The organism is Pleomorphochaeta sp. DL1XJH-081 (assembly GCF_049310885.1).
Classification (GTDB): Bacteria; Spirochaetota; Spirochaetia; order Sphaerochaetales; family Sphaerochaetaceae; genus CAYZJV01.
Window position 1 is genome coordinate 270,500 of record NZ_JBMDYO010000003.1, and the last position, 16,403, is coordinate 286,902.

16 protein-coding genes and 1 tRNA gene are annotated in these 16,403 nt (G+C 47.0%); 9 read left to right on the plus strand and 8 right to left on the minus strand.

Annotation, left to right across the window (positions count from 1 at the left end):
- Nucleotides 1–7 precede the first annotated feature (7 nt).
- Both ACODJP_RS07810 and ACODJP_RS07815 read left to right on the plus strand, forming a co-directional pair.
- Nucleotides 8–592, plus strand: a complete 585-nt coding sequence (locus tag ACODJP_RS07810) for an NUDIX hydrolase (RefSeq protein WP_422480226.1) — start codon at nucleotides 8–10, stop codon at nucleotides 590–592.
- Nucleotides 593–601: 9 nt separating this feature from the next.
- Nucleotides 602–1,333 carry an SIMPL domain-containing protein gene (locus ACODJP_RS07815; protein WP_422480228.1) on the plus strand — a complete coding sequence of 244 codons (732 nt, stop codon included), beginning with the start codon at nucleotides 602–604 and terminating at the stop codon, nucleotides 1,331–1,333.
- Nucleotide 1,334: 1 nt separating this feature from the next.
- Here the strand turns inward: ACODJP_RS07815 and ACODJP_RS07820 are convergent, their stop codons facing one another.
- Complete coding sequence (locus ACODJP_RS07820) at nucleotides 1,335–1,844, minus strand: GNAT family N-acetyltransferase (protein ID WP_422480230.1); 510 nt, start codon at nucleotides 1,842–1,844, stop codon at nucleotides 1,335–1,337.
- A gap of 43 nt (nucleotides 1,845–1,887) precedes the next feature.
- Entirely contained in the window at nucleotides 1,888–4,239 is a 2,352-nt protein-coding gene (locus ACODJP_RS07825; RefSeq protein WP_422480232.1) for an alpha-galactosidase, read from the minus strand.
- Between the two features lie 151 nt (nucleotides 4,240–4,390).
- Between ACODJP_RS07825 and ACODJP_RS07830 the strand changes: the two genes are divergently transcribed.
- On the plus strand, nucleotides 4,391–5,638 hold the full coding sequence (locus tag ACODJP_RS07830; RefSeq protein ID WP_422480234.1) for a hypothetical protein: 1,248 nt from the start codon (nucleotides 4,391–4,393) through the stop codon (nucleotides 5,636–5,638).
- Between the two features lie 132 nt (nucleotides 5,639–5,770).
- Here the strand turns inward: ACODJP_RS07830 and ACODJP_RS07835 are convergent.
- Nucleotides 5,771–5,842 (minus strand) — tRNA-Cys (locus ACODJP_RS07835).
- Nucleotides 5,843–6,019: 177 nt separating this feature from the next.
- Between ACODJP_RS07835 and ACODJP_RS07840 the strand changes: the two genes are divergently transcribed.
- The 3 genes from ACODJP_RS07840 to ACODJP_RS07850 are packed head-to-tail and all read left to right on the plus strand — an operon-like array spanning nucleotide 6,020 to nucleotide 9,256.
- Nucleotides 6,020–6,796 (plus strand): DeoR/GlpR family DNA-binding transcription regulator, encoded by a 777-nt coding sequence (locus tag ACODJP_RS07840; protein WP_422480236.1) that lies wholly within the window; start codon nucleotides 6,020–6,022, stop codon nucleotides 6,794–6,796.
- A 20-nt stretch (nucleotides 6,797–6,816) separates the two neighbouring features.
- Complete coding sequence (locus tag ACODJP_RS07845) at nucleotides 6,817–7,944, plus strand: Ldh family oxidoreductase (RefSeq protein ID WP_422480238.1); 1,128 nt, start codon at nucleotides 6,817–6,819, stop codon at nucleotides 7,942–7,944.
- 25 nt (nucleotides 7,945–7,969) lie between these two features.
- Nucleotides 7,970–9,256, plus strand: a complete 1,287-nt coding sequence (locus ACODJP_RS07850) for a malic enzyme-like NAD(P)-binding protein (RefSeq protein ID WP_422480240.1) — start codon at nucleotides 7,970–7,972, stop codon at nucleotides 9,254–9,256.
- A 58-nt stretch (nucleotides 9,257–9,314) separates the two neighbouring features.
- On the opposite strand, the gene ACODJP_RS07855 is transcribed toward ACODJP_RS07850, so the two are convergent.
- A complete protein-coding gene (locus ACODJP_RS07855; protein WP_422480242.1) occupies nucleotides 9,315–9,917 on the minus strand; it encodes a DUF6657 family protein in 603 nt (200 codons plus the stop codon).
- 78 nt (nucleotides 9,918–9,995) lie between these two features.
- Between ACODJP_RS07855 and ACODJP_RS07860 the strand changes: the two genes are divergently transcribed.
- The 3 genes from ACODJP_RS07860 to ACODJP_RS07870 are packed head-to-tail and all read left to right on the plus strand — an operon-like array spanning nucleotide 9,996 to nucleotide 12,514.
- A complete protein-coding gene (locus ACODJP_RS07860; RefSeq protein ID WP_422480244.1) occupies nucleotides 9,996–10,640 on the plus strand; it encodes a trimeric intracellular cation channel family protein in 645 nt (214 codons plus the stop codon).
- A gap of 22 nt (nucleotides 10,641–10,662) precedes the next feature.
- The gene (locus ACODJP_RS07865) at nucleotides 10,663–11,901 is read left to right on the plus strand and encodes an alanyl-tRNA editing protein (RefSeq protein ID WP_422480246.1); all 1,239 of its coding nucleotides are present in this window, start codon (nucleotides 10,663–10,665) and stop codon (nucleotides 11,899–11,901) included.
- Nucleotides 11,885–12,514, plus strand: a complete 630-nt coding sequence (locus tag ACODJP_RS07870) for a YqaA family protein (RefSeq protein ID WP_422480248.1) — start codon at nucleotides 11,885–11,887, stop codon at nucleotides 12,512–12,514. Before ACODJP_RS07865 ends, ACODJP_RS07870 begins: the two co-directional genes overlap by 17 nt.
- On the opposite strand, the gene purB is transcribed toward ACODJP_RS07870, so the two are convergent.
- Genes purB through hpt form a run of 4 tightly spaced genes read right to left on the minus strand, consistent with a single transcriptional unit; the run spans nucleotide 12,511 to nucleotide 16,332 of the window.
- The gene (purB, locus tag ACODJP_RS07875; protein WP_422480250.1) at nucleotides 12,511–13,914 is read right to left on the minus strand and encodes an adenylosuccinate lyase; all 1,404 of its coding nucleotides are present in this window, start codon (nucleotides 13,912–13,914) and stop codon (nucleotides 12,511–12,513) included. The two genes, ACODJP_RS07870 and purB, sit on opposite strands and share 4 nt — an antisense overlap.
- Nucleotides 13,915–13,927: 13 nt before the next feature.
- Nucleotides 13,928–15,196: an adenylosuccinate synthase gene (locus tag ACODJP_RS07880; protein ID WP_422480252.1), complete on the minus strand. Its 1,269-nt coding sequence runs from the start codon at nucleotides 15,194–15,196 to the stop codon at nucleotides 13,928–13,930.
- Nucleotides 15,193–15,750: a phosphoribosyltransferase gene (locus ACODJP_RS07885; protein ID WP_422480254.1), complete on the minus strand. Its 558-nt coding sequence runs from the start codon at nucleotides 15,748–15,750 to the stop codon at nucleotides 15,193–15,195. The genes ACODJP_RS07880 and ACODJP_RS07885 overlap by 4 nt, the downstream gene beginning before the upstream one ends.
- 18 nt (nucleotides 15,751–15,768) lie before the next feature.
- The gene (gene hpt, locus ACODJP_RS07890) at nucleotides 15,769–16,332 is read right to left on the minus strand and encodes a hypoxanthine phosphoribosyltransferase (protein ID WP_422480256.1); all 564 of its coding nucleotides are present in this window, start codon (nucleotides 16,330–16,332) and stop codon (nucleotides 15,769–15,771) included.
- Nucleotides 16,333–16,403 lie beyond the last annotated feature (71 nt).

A 16,403-nucleotide genomic window follows, 5' to 3' on the forward strand; every position in this document is an offset into this window, starting at 1 on the left:
CTGGATTTTGGAAGATGATATCCGTTTAACGTGGAAGACCATTGCGCGAAAGAAAGTTTTCGCTGGTCCAATCTTCGATGTATCAAGTGTGCAGAGAGCCTCAACCGATGGTCGGGTCGGTTCATTCATCGAGATTAATGCCCCCAAATGGGCAACAATCATCCCGTGGTTCAGAGATGATCAAGGGGTACCGCATTTCGTCATGGTAAGACAATATCGGCATGGCAGTGACTCTGTGACTATCGAATTTCCCGCAGGCACCGTTGATCCTGGGGAAGATCCCAAGGTCGCAGCCTTGCGCGAGTTGCGGGAAGAAACGGGCTTTGAGCCTATCGAAGACGTGATTTTTCTGGGCTCGATCTCTCCCAATCCAGCATTTATGAACAATCGTGTCTGGTTTTACTTTGTTGAGGGGATCCGATACGTCGGCGAGCAGGTGCTCGATACCCACGAACAGCTCGATATTCTCACCATCCCAGTCAATACTGTTCTCGAATCAATGGGAACCGGTCCATATGACAATGGGATCATGATGATCGCACAAGCGTATTTCTGGCGTTATGCTAAGAATCGTCCCGAACTACTCGACTAGGAGAATACTATGAAAAAATATGTTTTTATCCCCATTGCCCTCATTCTCATTATGCTGCTAAGCAGTTGTGAAACGACCTCTCTAATTGAAAGGAGCAGGACCATCTCGGTACAGGGGGTGGGTAAGGTGACGGTTGCCCCCGATATCGCATCCTTCTCTATAACAGTCTCCGAGCTAGCCGAGACTACTCGTGATGCTCAGCTTGAAACCAATCGGAAAATTGGTGAGCTGTTGGCGATGATCAGGGAAGTAGGGGTCGAAGACAAGGACCTAGTGACTAGAGCATTGGAGTTTTTCCCCGAATACCGGTGGAAAGAGAATGAACAGATTTTGGTTGGGCAACGAGTACGGCAGACAATCCATGTTACCGTCAGGGGCATTGGGAGCGATACGAATCTTCTTCCTGAGTTGATTGATGAATTGGGGAGTGTTACCAATATTTCCATGAGTTCTATAAACTTTAGCAAAGAAGACACCTCTTCAGAGTATGCTGAGAGCAGGAAATTAGCCATGGAAAAGGCAATGCAGAAGGCTTCAGAGTACGCTGTGGCAGCTGGAATGACCTTGGGAGAACCAATTACGGTTTCCGATTATTCGACTTCTGACTATCAAGGAGTAGCGCGAAATACCATGGTTAAGGCGGCTTCAGCTCCTATGATGGAGAGTATGGCGGTTGCCGATGTTCCAACTGGTGAACTTGCCATCACCAGTAGTGTTTCGGTTGTCTTCGAGTTATTATGATCTAATGGAAGCAATGAGGGTCGGTGTCTAGGAGCCGACACTCCTGATCGTAGGAAATATGCATGGTTGTGTGAGGGATGTTTGCCTCTACCGTCTGCTCTCCACTCTCTTCGAATCCGACCGAGGCATAGAACGATGACGCGTGCTGTTGGGCATGGATGTAGATCTTTCCCTCCAGATTGTTCATCCTGACAGCTCGTATCCCTTCTCTGATCAACAACTTTCCCAAGTGCCGTCCCCGATACTCCTTAAGGATAGCGATCCTTTCCAGTTTGATACCCTCTTCGGTCTCTCTGAAACGTAGGGTCCCTACCGGTATACCCTCTGTCCAGAGCAGTATGTGGCCGCATTCACTGTCTTTTCCATCTTGCTCGATTTCTATGGGTACGTGTTGTTCAGAAATGAATACCTGTTCCCGGATGACAATGCAGTCCAATAACGATTGCAGGTCGTATGGTTGACGTTGGGGGCCTTGGGGAATAATTACCACATGGCAGTCGGTTGTGTGCATACCGATACTATAGCGACGACGTTCCCACGATGCAAGTGACGCATTACCCTTTAAGTGCTTTCAGATGATAAATCCTAGAACCGAAGTCACCAAGAACGCGAGTCTCCTTGTCATAGCCCGTGCCTCCAAACTGCTGGTTGAGAACGATGCCACGGTAAGCCAGTACATCACCATTTACGATGTAGTATTCCAATTCGTTCTCCAGATGTACCGTTTCGTCAACCAATCGTTGCAAGTTGCCATCGTTCTTTATTCTGATGGGACTAACCATATTCACCAATGTTCCGAATGACTTTAGATCGATACGCTCCCTTCTCGGTGTCACTGCGTAGGTCAAATCTGGATCGGCTATCGGAATCCGTAGGATGTCAGTTGGAGGATTTGGAATATTCAGCGTCTGGAAGAATAGGGCAAGCATTTCTGTCCGGTCAGGAGCAGATACGACCCAAATGGCTTGGTTGTTGTCTGCGATAGTCTTGAATCGAAAGAACTCCCCATATTGTAACAAGGAACGGTGGACTTTATAGAAGGCAATCTGATTCCTTATCACTTCATTCTCTTGTGTAGACAGTTGTGATAGATCCATCTCATAGCCGAGAAGTCCGAACGCCGCTACATTGAATCGTGATTCCAGATTTGAGACTCTTAAGGTCTGGTGGTTCGGAGATTCCGAAACATGAGCACCCATAGAGGAGAGCGGGTATCCATAGGAGGTTCCTTCTTGGATATACACGCGAGATAGCGCATCAGTGTTGTCACTTGTCCATGTTTGGGGCATGTAGCAGAGCATACCCAAATCGAATCGGTTTCCCCCTGATGCGCATGATTCGAAAAGTAATTGTGGGAAAGCTTCGACAAAACGCTGGAGAAGCGAATAGAGCCCCAGCATGTATCGATGATTAAACTCCTCCTGTTGAAACTTTTCGCTATTGCTATACATATCGCTGAACATACGATTCATATCCCATTTCACATAATCGACATTCGCCAATTTCCAGATATTTGAAAGGGATTCAAATAGATAGTCACGGACATCTTCCCGGGTAAGGTCGAGCAGGTATTGGTTCCTGCCTGGAGAAGGATTTCGCCCAGGTACCGATACCAACCATTCGGGATGTTCACGATAAAGTTGGCTCTTGCGGCTTACCATCTCAGGTTCACACCACAATCCGAACAACAAACCCATTCCATGGATTTTCTTGGAAAGGCTTGCCAATCCATCGGGTAGTTTCTTCGTATTGACTGTCCAATCTCCCAAGCTGGTTGTATCATCTTCTCGACTGCCAAACCACCCATCATCTAAAACGAACAGTTCCGCACCTAGGTCGGCTGCTTTTCTTGCTAATTTGAGTAGGGCATGCTCAGAAAAATTGAAATAGGTTGCCTCCCAATTGTTTACCACGATAGGACGCTGATGATATTTCCAACTTCCTCGTACAATATGGCTATTGATAAAACGGTGGAAGTTTCGGCTGGTTCCGTTCAATCCTTCGTGAGAGAAGGTAAGTATAGCTTCCGGTGTATGGAATTTTTCCCCGGGATGCAATTGCCAACTGAATGTGGCAGGATTCAATCCTGTGAGCAAACGGACTTTTCCATAGGGTGTAGTCTCAATATGTTGTGCATGGTCTCCACTATAGATAAGATTGCATCCATAGCAGTCGCCCTGGTTGTCATTGTCCTCGTTCGTAGTCAGAAATAGACAGGGATTGTGACGGGAGGAACTGACTCCCGTCTTTGAATCATTCACATGGATTCCGCTTCGTAAACGTTGTGCTGTTCTATAGCGCTCTCGTGCCCATGCTCCGTCGAATGTAACTAGGGAATAGTCACTTGTAGGGAGATCCAGTTGAAGACTGGAAAACCGCTGCAGGATAATTGTTTCCCCCATATCGTTCGTTAATGAAGCCTTTCTCACGATTACATTGGCTTGGTCGAATGTTGTGTAGCTTAGTTCAAGGCGAAGTGCCGATACTCGTTCCTTCAACACCACAATTAGAGTCATGCATTGGTTTTTATCTCCATAGGACTCGGGTAGACCGGAGAATGATCGAGGCTTCCCTTTGATGATTCGGTGTTCCTTATAATGGAAATCAGCAATCCTGTCACCGTTTTGGCGGCTGAAGAGAATCGGTGGTTCCCTAAAATCTCCCTTCCCATAACTGGAATATTCGAGGCAGATGTTGTCCAAGGTAAGTGATGGATGTTCTTCATCGTACGAAACGGAATTTCCTACCGAGATCGTATGTTTATCGTACAGCGGTTCCATATGGTCTGTGGTACCGATTCTTCTTCCGTAGTAGAGTTGTTCAAGGTGGTTGGTCTCATTGACCCTGAAAATATAGGTTGTCCAAGCAGTGTGGAGGGTGAATACCAGATTTTTTTCATGTATCATCGCAATCTCCTGAAGACTGAGAGTTGTGGATGCCGTTTTTCCATGGTACTATCATGATGCTGTACAGTATAGCCTGCTCCGACCGATTTATCACCCTTGAAAGGGTAATTTTTGTCGGATATCTGGGCGTTTGTCATTAGGGGGAGGTCCTATGGACGTAAGAAGGTTACAATTGTGGGAGGGCAGACAAGCTACCATGCTCTCCAACGACTCTTTGCGTACGGTTTTAGAAGATCGTGGTGGTATGGTATTGGAAATGAGCAATATCAGCGCTTCCGGGGGTAGGGTCAATGCGCATCCGCTCTACTATTTCCGAGGTCGTGAAGAGACCGTCGCTATGGATAAGAACCGCGACTACTGGAAAAATAGTAGCCTTCTCTACCTATTGGGAGGGAATTTTTTCTGTTTCCCAAATTTTGGTCCTGACCACCGTGTCGATGATGTCTATCATGAAGCCCACGGCTGGACTGCCAACGGCCTGTGGACAGTCGTAAAATATGGTACTGATGCCGAAATCGGTGCGAATTGGCTCTTGTCTACCATGGTAGGACCCGATTCCGCTTATCCATTTGAGGCTTGGAAGATTGATATGGTCTTACCAGGTCACCCGGTCCTCTATAGTAGTGTCACGGTGAAAAATACGGGACATGCTCCATTGGTCGCGAATGCCGCTTGGCACAATACGGTAGGTTCTCCGTTTTTGGAGTCGGGATGTGTAGTCAATCTCAGTGCAGATCGTTTCTGTACAGCAGCTCGACACACGGAGTTCGATGATACGGGACGCTTAGCTTTTGGGAAGGAGTTTGACGATCTCACGAAAGCTCCTCTCAGGAAGGAGGGAGTTTGTGATGTATCAGAAGTTCCCGGAATGGTCGGCTACACCGATTTTATCACAGGAAAGATTCCCGACAGTACGCGTCTTGGATGGAGTAGTGTGATAAACCCTCGACTCAAGATGGTGTATTTCTCCTTCTTTCCAGGTCCCGCTGCATTGGAAGCCAATGAAGTACCATTACGGTTTAATAATCTCTGGATGCAGTATGGCGGTAGACCATTTGCTCCTTGGGCTCTCTACGATGGAGGTACCGATCAGACCTTCTGCTTGGGGGTTGAGAATTCTATCGGTAATTTTGCGAATGGATTGGGCAAGTCGGTGACGGAACCAGAAGTTCTCGGTTCTCCTACTACGGTATTGTTACCACCGGGAGAGACTCGGGTACAACGGTATGGTACCGCGTTCACAAGTTACGAGAATGCGAAGATGGGTGCTGGAATTCAGTCGGTTGAGCAAGTTGTAGAAGGCTTGGTTCTCAAACGAGGGAAGTCGTGGGCATTCATCGAAAGCGATTCAACCTTCCATTTCCTTAAACTGATGGAGAATAAGGTCATTCCCGAATAATCAGTACATAGGAAGAATTGTGCAAAGTCCTCCAGTCAGATGGAGGGCTTTACTGTATATACAGAAAAGTCTTGGGGAAAGAGGATTCCACCGAATAAGGAACGGGGACATCGCTAGGATGTCCCCGTTATCAGGTGCCGACCGGATTCGAACCGGTGCATAGAGGTTTTGCAGACCTGTCCCTTACCACTTGGGTACGGCACCATTGCATTTGGGAAGATACCAGAAAACAAGGCGATTTGCAACCCTGTCATGTGATTTGCCAATACAATATTTATGAACTATTTTGTTTGATTGAATACACAATAATTCATTGACAGAAGCCAAAACGTTCATTACAATTCAAAAAAGTTCATAACAGTGTGAAGAAAAGGATAGGTCATGATACCTGCAGATAGGCAGCGCCAGATTCTCAATCTCATAACCCAAGACGGTGTCGTGCAAGTCCAAGATCTAAGCGAGCGTTTTGGAGTGAGTGTCTTGACCATCCGACGGGACTTGGATCATTTGGCGAATGAGGGATTGGTAGAGCGGACACATGGAGGAGCTACCCTACGGAGAAGTCTACCGGTCGAACCTGCCTATACACAGAAAGCCCTCGAATTTACCCAAGAGAAACAGTTGATCGGAGAAGCCGCAGCAGCATTGATTGAAGAGGGAGATACCGTTTTCATCAATAGTGGATCGACGACTTACGAGGTAATCAAAGCCCTGCGTAACCATCGCATTACCATTGTAACCAACAATATGGATGCGGCATGGGTGGCAAATGAAGATGCACTTTTCAGACTCATCTTCGTGGGAGGGGTGTACAGGACCCGTTCACACTCTGTATCCGGAGGTCTCTCACAACCCATTCTAAACCAGATATATGCGAATAAATCGATTATCGGTGTAGATGGGTTCAGTCTTTCAGCCGGTTTGACGACTCCTGTCATCGAGGAGGCTGAGACTACCCGTTTAATGATAGAGAGAACAGTTGGAAAGGTGATTGTGGTAGCAACGAATAATAAAGTTGGCGTGTTGTCTAATTTTGGGACTGTCGACGCAAAAGAGGTAGATGTCCTGATTACTGATAGGCAAGGTGGAATTCTCCTCTCCCGACAGGAATTGGAAGAGAAGAAGATTGAGTTGATTATCGCAGGCGTAGCCTGCTGAAAAGTGAATGGAGGTGCTCAATGGCGTATGAAGATGCCTACAAGGATTGCGTATGGGTCGATTTCTCTATTTTGGAATCATTTATGGTCGATACCCTGAAAGCAAGTGGAATCCCAGCAGACGATGCGAAGGTCATAGGGGATGTCCTGATCGAATCTGACAAGCGGGGGATAGATTCACACGGAATTGGAAGACTGAAGCCTATCTATATTGATCGTATCGCGATTGGAATCATGAATCCCATAACCGAGATTGAAGTACTGAAGGACGATTTGACCACAGCTGTGCTCGACGGTCATAACGGTATGGGACATGTAGTAGGTAAGAAAGCCATGGAGATGGCTATTCAAAAGGCGAAGAAGTATGGCATGGGTATGGTCGCAGTACGAAACAGCAACCACTACGGAATTGCCGGCTATTATGCAACTATGGCTATAGAAGCAGGAATGATTGGAATTACGGGAACCAACGCCCGTCCCTCCATAGCACCTACGTTTGGTGTTGAGAATATGATGGGCACAAACCCAATGACATTTGGGATTCCGACCGATGAAGTATTTCCCTTCGTTCTCGATTGTGCTACGAGCGTAACCCAGCGAGGAAAGATTGAAGTGTATGGAAGAGCTGGTAAAGAGTTACCTCCAGGTTGGGTAATCGGGCTAGATGGAAAGACTCGTACGGATACTGATCAGGTTCTTAAGGATCTCACCACAGGCAAGGCAGCCCTCACCCCGCTCGGAGGAATTGGAGAAGAGACCGGAGGCTATAAAGGCTTCGGTTACTCGATGGTGGTAGAAATCCTCTCTGCAGCACTCCAAGACGGCTCATTTATGAAGGAGTTGAACGGTTTTGATGCCGATCACAAACCAATTCCATATCCTCTAGGTCACTTCTTCATTGCTATCGACCCAGAACGCTTTATGGGCTTGGAAGTATTCAAGAAAGTTGCCGGTACGATTTGTCGACAGATTCGCAGCTCCAAGAAGGCACCCGGAGAAGATCGTATCTACACCGCAGGAGAGAAGGAATACGAAGCCTGGCAATATAGGAAGGAACATGGCTGTCCTGTTCCACCAAGCTTGCAGAAGGCGATGGTCGAGATGCGTGATACATTCAAGCTCGACTACCACTTCGACTTCGAAAAATAAAGAGAAAGGATCAAGGGATACAAGTATGGATGAATTGAAAGAAAAAGCGTTGAAGTACCACTCTATGGGCGGTGTTCCGGGAAAGGTCTCAGTAGTTCCGACAAAGCCATGCCAGACCGCAGATGAGCTATCTCTCGCCTACACCCCAGGAGTGGCAAAACCGGTATTGGAGATCGAAGCGAATCCTGAGGATGCCTATAAATATACATCCAAGGGTAACCTTGTCGCTGTCATTTCCAATGGCACGGCAATTCTTGGACTCGGTGACCGTGGCCCATTAGCCTCAAAACCGGTCATGGAAGGGAAGGGAGTCTTGTTCAAACGCTTCGCGGATATCGATGTCTTCGATATCGAGCTCGATGTTAAGGATCCCAAGAAAATCATCGAAATGGTAAAGGCGATGGAGCCTACCTTCGGAGGAGTAAATCTCGAGGATATTAAAGGGCCGGAGTGTTTTGAGATAGAACAGGCTCTCATAGAACAGTGTGATATCCCAATATTCCACGATGACCAGCATGGGACAGCCATTATTTCGACTGCAGGGTTACTCAATGCAACGGAGATTGTCGGGAAGAGACTCTCTGATATTAAAGTTGTAGTTAATGGGGCTGGAGCTGCAGGAATTTCCTGTGCAAAGATGTTCGTTGCCGCGGGAGTCGATCCTTCCCATATCGTAATGTTGGATAGCAAAGGCGTCATCTATAAAGGTCGTACTGCCGGTATGACAAAAGAGAAGCGTGAATTTGCGATTGATACCGATATGAGGACCCTCGAAGAAGCGATAAGGGATGCAGATGTTTTCATGGGATTATCTGTGGCGGATTGTGTTACTCCCGAAATGCTCAACTCCATGGCGAAGGATCCCATTGTGTTTGCCATGAGTAACCCGAATCCGGAAATACCTTATGAAGTTGCAGTCGCTACCCGTAGTGATGTAATCATGGCAACAGGAAGAAGTGACTATCCGAACCAGATCAATAACGTTTTGGGGTTCCCGTTCATTTTTAGAGGAGCTCTGGATGTACGCGCCTCCTCTATCTCTGAAGGGATGAAAATGGCAGCAGCAAAGGCTCTAGCTGCTCTTGCGAAGGAACCGGTTCCCGAGGTGGTAAGGAAAGCTTATGGAGGCAAGGACTTTACATTTGGACGGAATTATATTGTTCCCAAGCCATTTGACCCTAGGGTGATCGAATGGGAAGCTGTAGCCGTAGCGAAAGCTGCATGTGAAGAGGGTATAGCATTACACCCGATTACCGATTGGGAGGGGTACCAGAAATCATTAGCAGAACGGATGGCACACTACTGGGAGTAATTTCTCGTTATACCAGTATCCCTACTGCCCGCAAGGAGAATTCTTGGCGGGCAGTTTTCTAATCTTCGATCCCCCAAACCTGCTTCAATTGGTCCTTTGCTTGATCCAAGACTTCTTGGTACTGGTTCGATAACTGTGTGTAATTCCTCTGTAGCATCTGTACAAATTCGGGATCCTGGTCCATGGACATGCTGGGAGCTTTTCCATACTTTTGCATCATTTGTTCCCGTTTCTGTTCATACATGGGTTTGTATTGTTGATGTGCTCTTTCCAACAATGACTCGCGGGCTTCGAAATACTTCCCCATGAACTGTCCTATCTGTCCGATAAGACCCGCAGTATCACTTTCTGGACCATCGATAATCTCTACGATATGGTGCATCTTCTCTAATCGTTCGGTGAAATCGGGGCTCTGGGGTAATGCCACATTAAGTAGTACAGTCGAAGCGATGCCCTGTCTCACTAAAGGTTTGTCCTCGGCTTTGACCGATTTGAATCCTTTTTCAAACGATTTTCCGTCCGCTTCAATGTCAGTCAGATAGGTTCCCGCCAATCGTCTTCCCTCACCAATGAGATTGTCTTTTCTGATCTTTTCCGGGTCGGCTTCGATGCCTTCGGTTTTCTCTAGTGCGATTTCCCAAGCCGATTTGAGTAGTGACATAGTTTTGACTCCTTACATGTGTAAGATAGCGGTAAGGAGCCGCTTGGACAAGGGTTTTCTCCGTGCTATGCTCTCGACATGGATTCGACACTATTGTTTGCATTCGACATTTTTGGAACGATCGTATTCGCGATCACTGGAGCCGTGCGTGGCGTCAGGCATCGCCTAGACTTCCTTGGTGTGGTCGTTTTGGCGTGCACCGTCGGAGTTGGTGGAGGAATTTTTCGGGATCTGCTTCTCGGAGCTACTCCTGTTGCTGCGTATGAGCATGAGAGTTACCTTCTCGTATCGATAGCAATTGGTGCAGTAGTATTTTTCCTTGCCCCACAAGTTGTAGGACGGTGGCGTCTAGTGGCTTTGGGAGATGCTATCGGCTTGGGTGTTTTTACCGCCCTGGGTGCCGCGAAGGGCATGCTTTATGGCGTTGGGCCGATTGGGATCATCCTCTCGGGAGTATTCTCCGCTGTTGCAGGTGGAGTTATCCGCGATGTGATGGTGAGGGAGATTCCTGTGGTACTCACCTCGGATTTCTATGCTACTGCCAGTCTGATAGGGGGAGGAGTCTTTCTCATTCTCAGTGGAACCTCGTTACCTTTTGCTCTCATTATCACTCTCACAGCCTGTACAGTGACAGCCATACGGCTTCTAGCCATGAAGTTCAAAATCCATCTTCCGATTGCGAAATCATGGCTTGGCTCGGATGACGATATGGACGTTGGGTGAAAAAAACGCTAGTCTTTTTTGTATGCATAAGACAAAAACCCACTACTACATTGAACCGTATGCCCAGACCTTGCAGGCGACAATCATATCTCTCGGTCCTTACAAGGGAAGAGTAGCTGCCATTCTCGATCAGACTATCTGCTATCCTGAGGGCGGAGGACAGCCTGGCGATAGGGGGACTCTCAATTCCATTCCTATTGTCGATACCATTCAGGATGAATCTGGACAAATTCTCCATATACTTGGTCAAGAACATGATTTCACTCCAGGGGATACGGTAACGATCCGTATTGATTGGGCACATCGCTATGACTATATGCAGCAACATACAGCTCAACATCTCCTTTCTGGACTGCTTTATACTCTGTTGCAGGTAGGAACCCTTTCAGTTCATTTAGGACATGATGATCTGAGCATTGAAATCGATACGCCATCATTTTCAACCGAGGATGCTGAGATGATCGAAGATGCTGTAAACGCTGAAATTCGTAAGAATGTTCCCGTATCTACCTTCGAAGTTACACAGGAAGATTCCATGAAACTAGGACTACGGCGTCCGGTCAAGGTTGATGGCAATGTAAGAATTGTCCAGATTGGTGATGCCGATACGATCGCTTGTGGTGGTGTCCATGTGCGAGATACTTCTGAATTACTCTATATCGGATTTCTTCGTACGGAGAAAATCAGGGGAAGGATAAAGACATATTGGGTTGCTGGGAAACGCTCAATCGACATGATGAGAAGAAACCTCAAGATTATCGAAGAGGCTGGTACTCTCCTTTCATTACCTGCCGAGGAGATAGTCACGGGTATTTCGTCATTACAGAATCAGCTTTCGGATGTCAGATACCAAGTTCGGCAATTGTCCTCGCGCTTTACAAGTCTGAAGTTCTCACAATACCTAAAACCAGCACTAAAACTTAACGGAATTCCTTTAATCTCCTTGGATATTACCGATTGGGAAGAGGAGGAATTTAAAAACTTGCCGGAAACACTCTTATCTATTTCTGAAATACTTTTGTGTGTTGTTCGTGAGCGTACTGACGGAAAGTTGGCTTGGATGGTTGCGGTTAAGGGCTTTGGATCTGAAAGCGATCTATTTCAGTCAATCCGCAAAGATGCGCTCCCTCTTATCGATGGTAAGGGAGGCGGAAAGCCGCCATTATGGCAAGGTGTTGGGCATCTGCCTCAAGGCAAAACCAGATTTCTCGATCAAGTAATGTCTCTTTTCAGAGGGTATATGGATGTCAAAGCGCTCTAAGGAGTCCAAGAGTCTTCGCGCCCATTTTTTCAATGACTCAATTTTCCATGACTCTGGTGAACTCAATTGGCACCAGTTGGTCGGAAAGACCTTTGCCTTCATGGGATTTTTCCTATTGGTGTATGTTATCGCACTCTACTTTGTGAAGGATCAGTACCATTCAATAGGTCTCTGGGTAGTTGAGCATCTTGGCCTAGTCGGGGTTGCCATCTTTACCTTCCTCACAGATATGTTCATTGTTCCTATGAGTGTCGATATACTTTTCCCATTCGTAATGGAGTGGCCAGCGGTTCCTCTTTTGCTCACCATGTCGATTGCATCTTCGGTTGGCGGAATAGGTGGTTACTGGATAGGAAGACTTCTTGGACATCTACGTATAGTCAAAATGTTCACATCCCGCTTTTCGGTGGATGGGGAACGATTGGTGAACCGCTATGGAATTTGGGCAGTGGTCCTGGCTGGATTGACCCCTATTCCATTCTCTACGGTATGTTGGATAGCGGGAATGGTACATGTGAATCCGCATCTGCTGATTCTTGCCACACTTTCTCGCTTTCCCCGTATGGTTATCTACTATGCAGTGATCCGTGGTGGCCTATCTTTCATTTTCTAACGAAGTGCTGACTGGATACGATCGACGATTCTTTTAGCTCGTTCTGGTGCATCTCCAACATATTCTGATGCATCTAGTAACGAAATTATCTCTTCTTTTGGTATGAACGTGGTAATGCGCGAATCGGCAGCCAGTGTAGCAGACATTGGATTCTCAGCACCTTGTTGGACCAGAGGCCATGCTTTGAGAGAATGTTCCCTTATGACTTCATGCATTTCTTGCCGGTTCGCTCCTCGTCTCCCCAATTCCATCAACAGTCTCTCACTAGCTGCGAATAGACCATAACGAAGAATATTGTTTTCAATTCCCTTATCATTGAATACAGCGCCTTTGACTAATTTCTCTGCAGTCGAAAGTATCTCATCGGTGGCAAGAAACAACTGTGGTATCACCAGTCGACGATTCGCCGAGTCGTCCAAAGTCCGTTCCAAGAGGGTTTCAGCGGCATTATGCCAAAGGACATCTACCTGGGGGGCGACCAATCGGCATAGTGAGTCGATCTTTTCTGAGTTGATGGGATTTCGTTTGAAGGGCATGGCAGATGAGCCGACCTGTTTAGCTCCGAACGGTTCATTCCACTCACCGATAGGAGGACTCTGTAATAACCGGAAATCGAAAGCAAATTTGGCCATAGTGGCACATGTTCCTGCTAGGGCTACACCCAATCGCCAGTCCTGTTTACGGGTATACACTTGCGTTGCTGCATCGAAGGCGGTTAGGCCGATATCATCCATGACTAAACTTTCCAGATCTGCTGGTGACAATCCTGTTCCTTCCAATAATGCTTTGTAGGATGCGCTTGTGCCAACAGCTCCCTTTAGACCTTTACCCTTTAGGCAGTCGTGGACCCGTTCCAGCTCTTGCAAGTCATCGAGCAGGTCTTGAGCTGTTTGGGCCAATCGATAGCCGACGGTTGTCGGTTCTGCTGGTTGTATATGGGTGAAGGCCATACAAGGCTTATCAAGAGTCTGTACGATCCTTTCAGCAAAATGGTGCAATAGTCGCTTGACCGATTCAATAATCAATCTAAGGGCTTGGCGCTGCCGAAGCACATCCATATTATCTAGGATATCCATGCTTGTTGCACCTAAATGGATGATGCTCCCACCTACCGAACATTGTTCTGCATAGGTTTTAATTTCAGCCATAAGGTCATGATGGATTTCTCGTTCAATCTCAGTTGCCCGTGCAATATCGATATCTTCCTTGTGGGCTTCCAAATCGGCTACTTGCTCAGCACTAACCAGACCTACCGTCTGTTGTGCCTTTGCCAAAGCGACCCAGATGTGACGGAGCATCGTACGTTTATGATGTTCCGACCATATCTTTCGCATCGACTCGCTACCGTAACGCCAAGTGAAGGGAGATATATAGGTCTCATGGCCGAAAGTCTGATCCATATGCTCCTAGTTCCTATAAGATGATTATCTGGTCCCGTTCAGGTCCAACACTGATGAACTTCATTGGTGCACCCGTCAGTTCGGCGATTCTATTCACGAAGCTTTGAGCCTTTGCGGGAAGGTCCTCCCATGTACGGGCTTCAGTGGTACTGCACATCCAACCTTCAACTTCTTCATAGACCGGTTCGGCTTTTTCTTGTCCAGCTGTGTCGGGTAGATCGGTTACCAATACACCATCAATCATGTACCCAGTACAAATCTTAATGGTTTCGAATGTATCGAGTACATCCAACTTTGTCACAGCAATACTGGTGAATCCATTGACCCAACAGGAAAATGAAGCAGCTACAGCATCGAACCATCCACAACGTCGGGGACGACCTGTTGTGGCTCCAAACTCTCCACCGACAGCGCGGAGTTTTTCTCCGTCTGCATCGAATAGCTCGGTTGGGAATGGACCACCACCAACTGATGTGGAATAGGCTTTTACGACACCTATGATCTCATCTATATGACGCGGAGACAAACCTGCTCCACTACAAGCTCCTCCAGCTGTAGGGTTACTGCTTGTGGTGTATGGATAGATGCCCCAGTCGAGGTCTCTCATGATACCTAGCTGGCCTTCCAGTAGAACCTCTTTTTTCTCGATCACAGCTTTCTTTACGATAGGCATGGTATCGATAATCTGATTACCGAATTTTTCTCTCCACTTCGCTATATGCTCCATCAGCTCGTCGATATCGACTTCTGGTAATCCATAGTAGGAAAGCTGACGATTCTTCTGAGGAAGCATCATTTCAAGCCTAGTGCGAAGTCGATCGGTATCCAAGATATCCGAAGCTCGGATTCCGACTCGGGCTGCCTTATCGCTATAACAGGGACCGACACCTCGTTTTGTCGTTCCTACTGCCCAACCACTTTTCTTGCTTGCCTCTTCTGCACCATCGAGGAGGCAGTGGAAGGGGAGGATCAAATGAGCCCTGCGATCGATGAAGAGATTCTTCCCATCTACTCCTGCTTGCGCTATCGACTTGAGTTCTGTCTCCATGGTATCGAAATTTACGACCGTACCTGCTCCGACAATACAGATTGTCTCTGAATTGAATATTCCAGAAGGAATGATATGCAAGGCAAATTTACCTTTGTCATTAATAACTGTGTGTCCTGCATTGTCCCCGCCTTGGAACCTGATGACTACTTCGGCTTTTTGTGCCAAGTAATCTACTACTCGTCCTTTTCCTTCATCGCCCCACTGGGCTCCGACTATAGCTGTTACACTCATGCATTACACTCCTTAGTTTCTTTCTGGTTGTTCGCAAGCATCGTCTGCTCGCAAACCTCATGTTCGTCGATATCGATCGCATCCCAAGGGTACTTAATCCAAAGGTCTTCGATTTCTTCTCCTGCGAAATACCGTTTGATTGCTGTAGGGAATTGGGCATCTTTTGTTTTGTTCTTGTTATGTAAGACTAAAACTGCGATCTCTTCAGGATCGTTTTTCAAAAGCTCCTCAATACAATAACTGAGCGTAGCCCGTGTATCGTCAACCTCATCGATTAATAGGACCTTCTTTCCACGCAATTGTTGCTGAGTCTCATCGATCCACTGGATTTTTTGGGGATGGCTACTATGGGTCTGGTCTATACCATAGTACGATATTCCCACCGCATATATCGGTCGATTGATATAGGTTTTGACGATACGGGCAGGGATAAATCCACCCGATCCGATTGCCACGATCACATCGGGATCGAATCCGGATTCAGTGAGACGGTTCGCAAGCGACTTCACTAATTTGTGAATCGTCGCGTACCCTACATAATACTTGTTGTCCATGTAATTTCCTTTTTATCGTTAATCGGTGACAGGCACCATTTCTGCGATATAGGGGAGGGTGCGGTAGCGTTCCGCATAATCCAATCCATAGCCTACGACCCATACGTCGGGAATTTCGAATCCGACATAGTCGAGTTCTACATTCACTTTTCGTCTATCGGGTTTATCCAACAGCACCACCGTCTTTAGGGAGTCGGGATCGCGGGCTTTGAAATTCCTACAAAGATAATCGAGTGTGAATCCACTGTCTAGGATATCTTCGACAATCATTACATGGCGGCCTTGGAGATTTTCCCTGGTATCCATGATCAAGCGGACATTTCCTGTCGACTGGGAAGAGGCTCCATAGCTGGAGAGAGAGATGAAATCCACGACATGTGGAATTTTCAGCTTACGGCACAAATCGGCTAGAAAAATGAAAGAGCCTTTGAGTACTCCTACGAGTATCAGGCTCTCCTCTATTCCTTCATATTCCTTGTTGATTTGGTAGGCTAGCTCGTCAACGCGTCGTTGGATGGTGTCAGCGTCAATCAAGACACGGACCAAGTCCTTGGTAAGGGCAGGAATCGCGATAGATGTCATGGTCGCTCCTTATGACTTTTTCAAATCGATTCGCCTATGGCATAACAAGAAAACTAGAGCGGTGTCAAGAC

Excerpts from the sequence above, each read along its gene's own strand:
- ACODJP_RS07870 (WP_422480248.1), top strand. The coding sequence starts at position 11,885 with ATGTCAAAGCGCTCTAAGGAGTCCAAGAGTCTTCGCGCCCATTTTTTC.
- hpt (WP_422480256.1), bottom strand. The coding sequence starts at position 16,332 with ATGACATCTATCGCGATTCCTGCCCTTACCAAGGACTTGGTCCGTGTC.
- ACODJP_RS07830 (WP_422480234.1), top strand. The coding sequence starts at position 4,391 with ATGGACGTAAGAAGGTTACAATTGTGGGAGGGCAGACAAGCTACCATG.
- ACODJP_RS07840 (WP_422480236.1), top strand. The coding sequence starts at position 6,020 with ATGATACCTGCAGATAGGCAGCGCCAGATTCTCAATCTCATAACCCAA.
- ACODJP_RS07880 (WP_422480252.1), bottom strand. The coding sequence starts at position 15,196 with ATGAGTGTAACAGCTATAGTCGGAGCCCAGTGGGGCGATGAAGGAAAA.
- ACODJP_RS07855 (WP_422480242.1), bottom strand. The coding sequence starts at position 9,917 with ATGTCACTACTCAAATCGGCTTGGGAAATCGCACTAGAGAAAACCGAA.
- ACODJP_RS07885 (WP_422480254.1), bottom strand. The coding sequence starts at position 15,750 with ATGGACAACAAGTATTATGTAGGGTACGCGACGATTCACAAATTAGTG.
- ACODJP_RS07865 (WP_422480246.1), top strand. The coding sequence starts at position 10,663 with ATGCATAAGACAAAAACCCACTACTACATTGAACCGTATGCCCAGACC.
- ACODJP_RS07820 (WP_422480230.1), bottom strand. The coding sequence starts at position 1,844 with ATGCACACAACCGACTGCCATGTGGTAATTATTCCCCAAGGCCCCCAA.
- ACODJP_RS07825 (WP_422480232.1), bottom strand. The coding sequence starts at position 4,239 with ATGATACATGAAAAAAATCTGGTATTCACCCTCCACACTGCTTGGACA.
- ACODJP_RS07845 (WP_422480238.1), top strand. The coding sequence starts at position 6,817 with ATGGCGTATGAAGATGCCTACAAGGATTGCGTATGGGTCGATTTCTCT.
- ACODJP_RS07860 (WP_422480244.1), top strand. The coding sequence starts at position 9,996 with ATGGATTCGACACTATTGTTTGCATTCGACATTTTTGGAACGATCGTA.
- ACODJP_RS07850 (WP_422480240.1), top strand. The coding sequence starts at position 7,970 with ATGGATGAATTGAAAGAAAAAGCGTTGAAGTACCACTCTATGGGCGGT.
- purB (WP_422480250.1), bottom strand. The coding sequence starts at position 13,914 with ATGGATCAGACTTTCGGCCATGAGACCTATATATCTCCCTTCACTTGG.
- ACODJP_RS07815 (WP_422480228.1), top strand. The coding sequence starts at position 602 with ATGAAAAAATATGTTTTTATCCCCATTGCCCTCATTCTCATTATGCTG.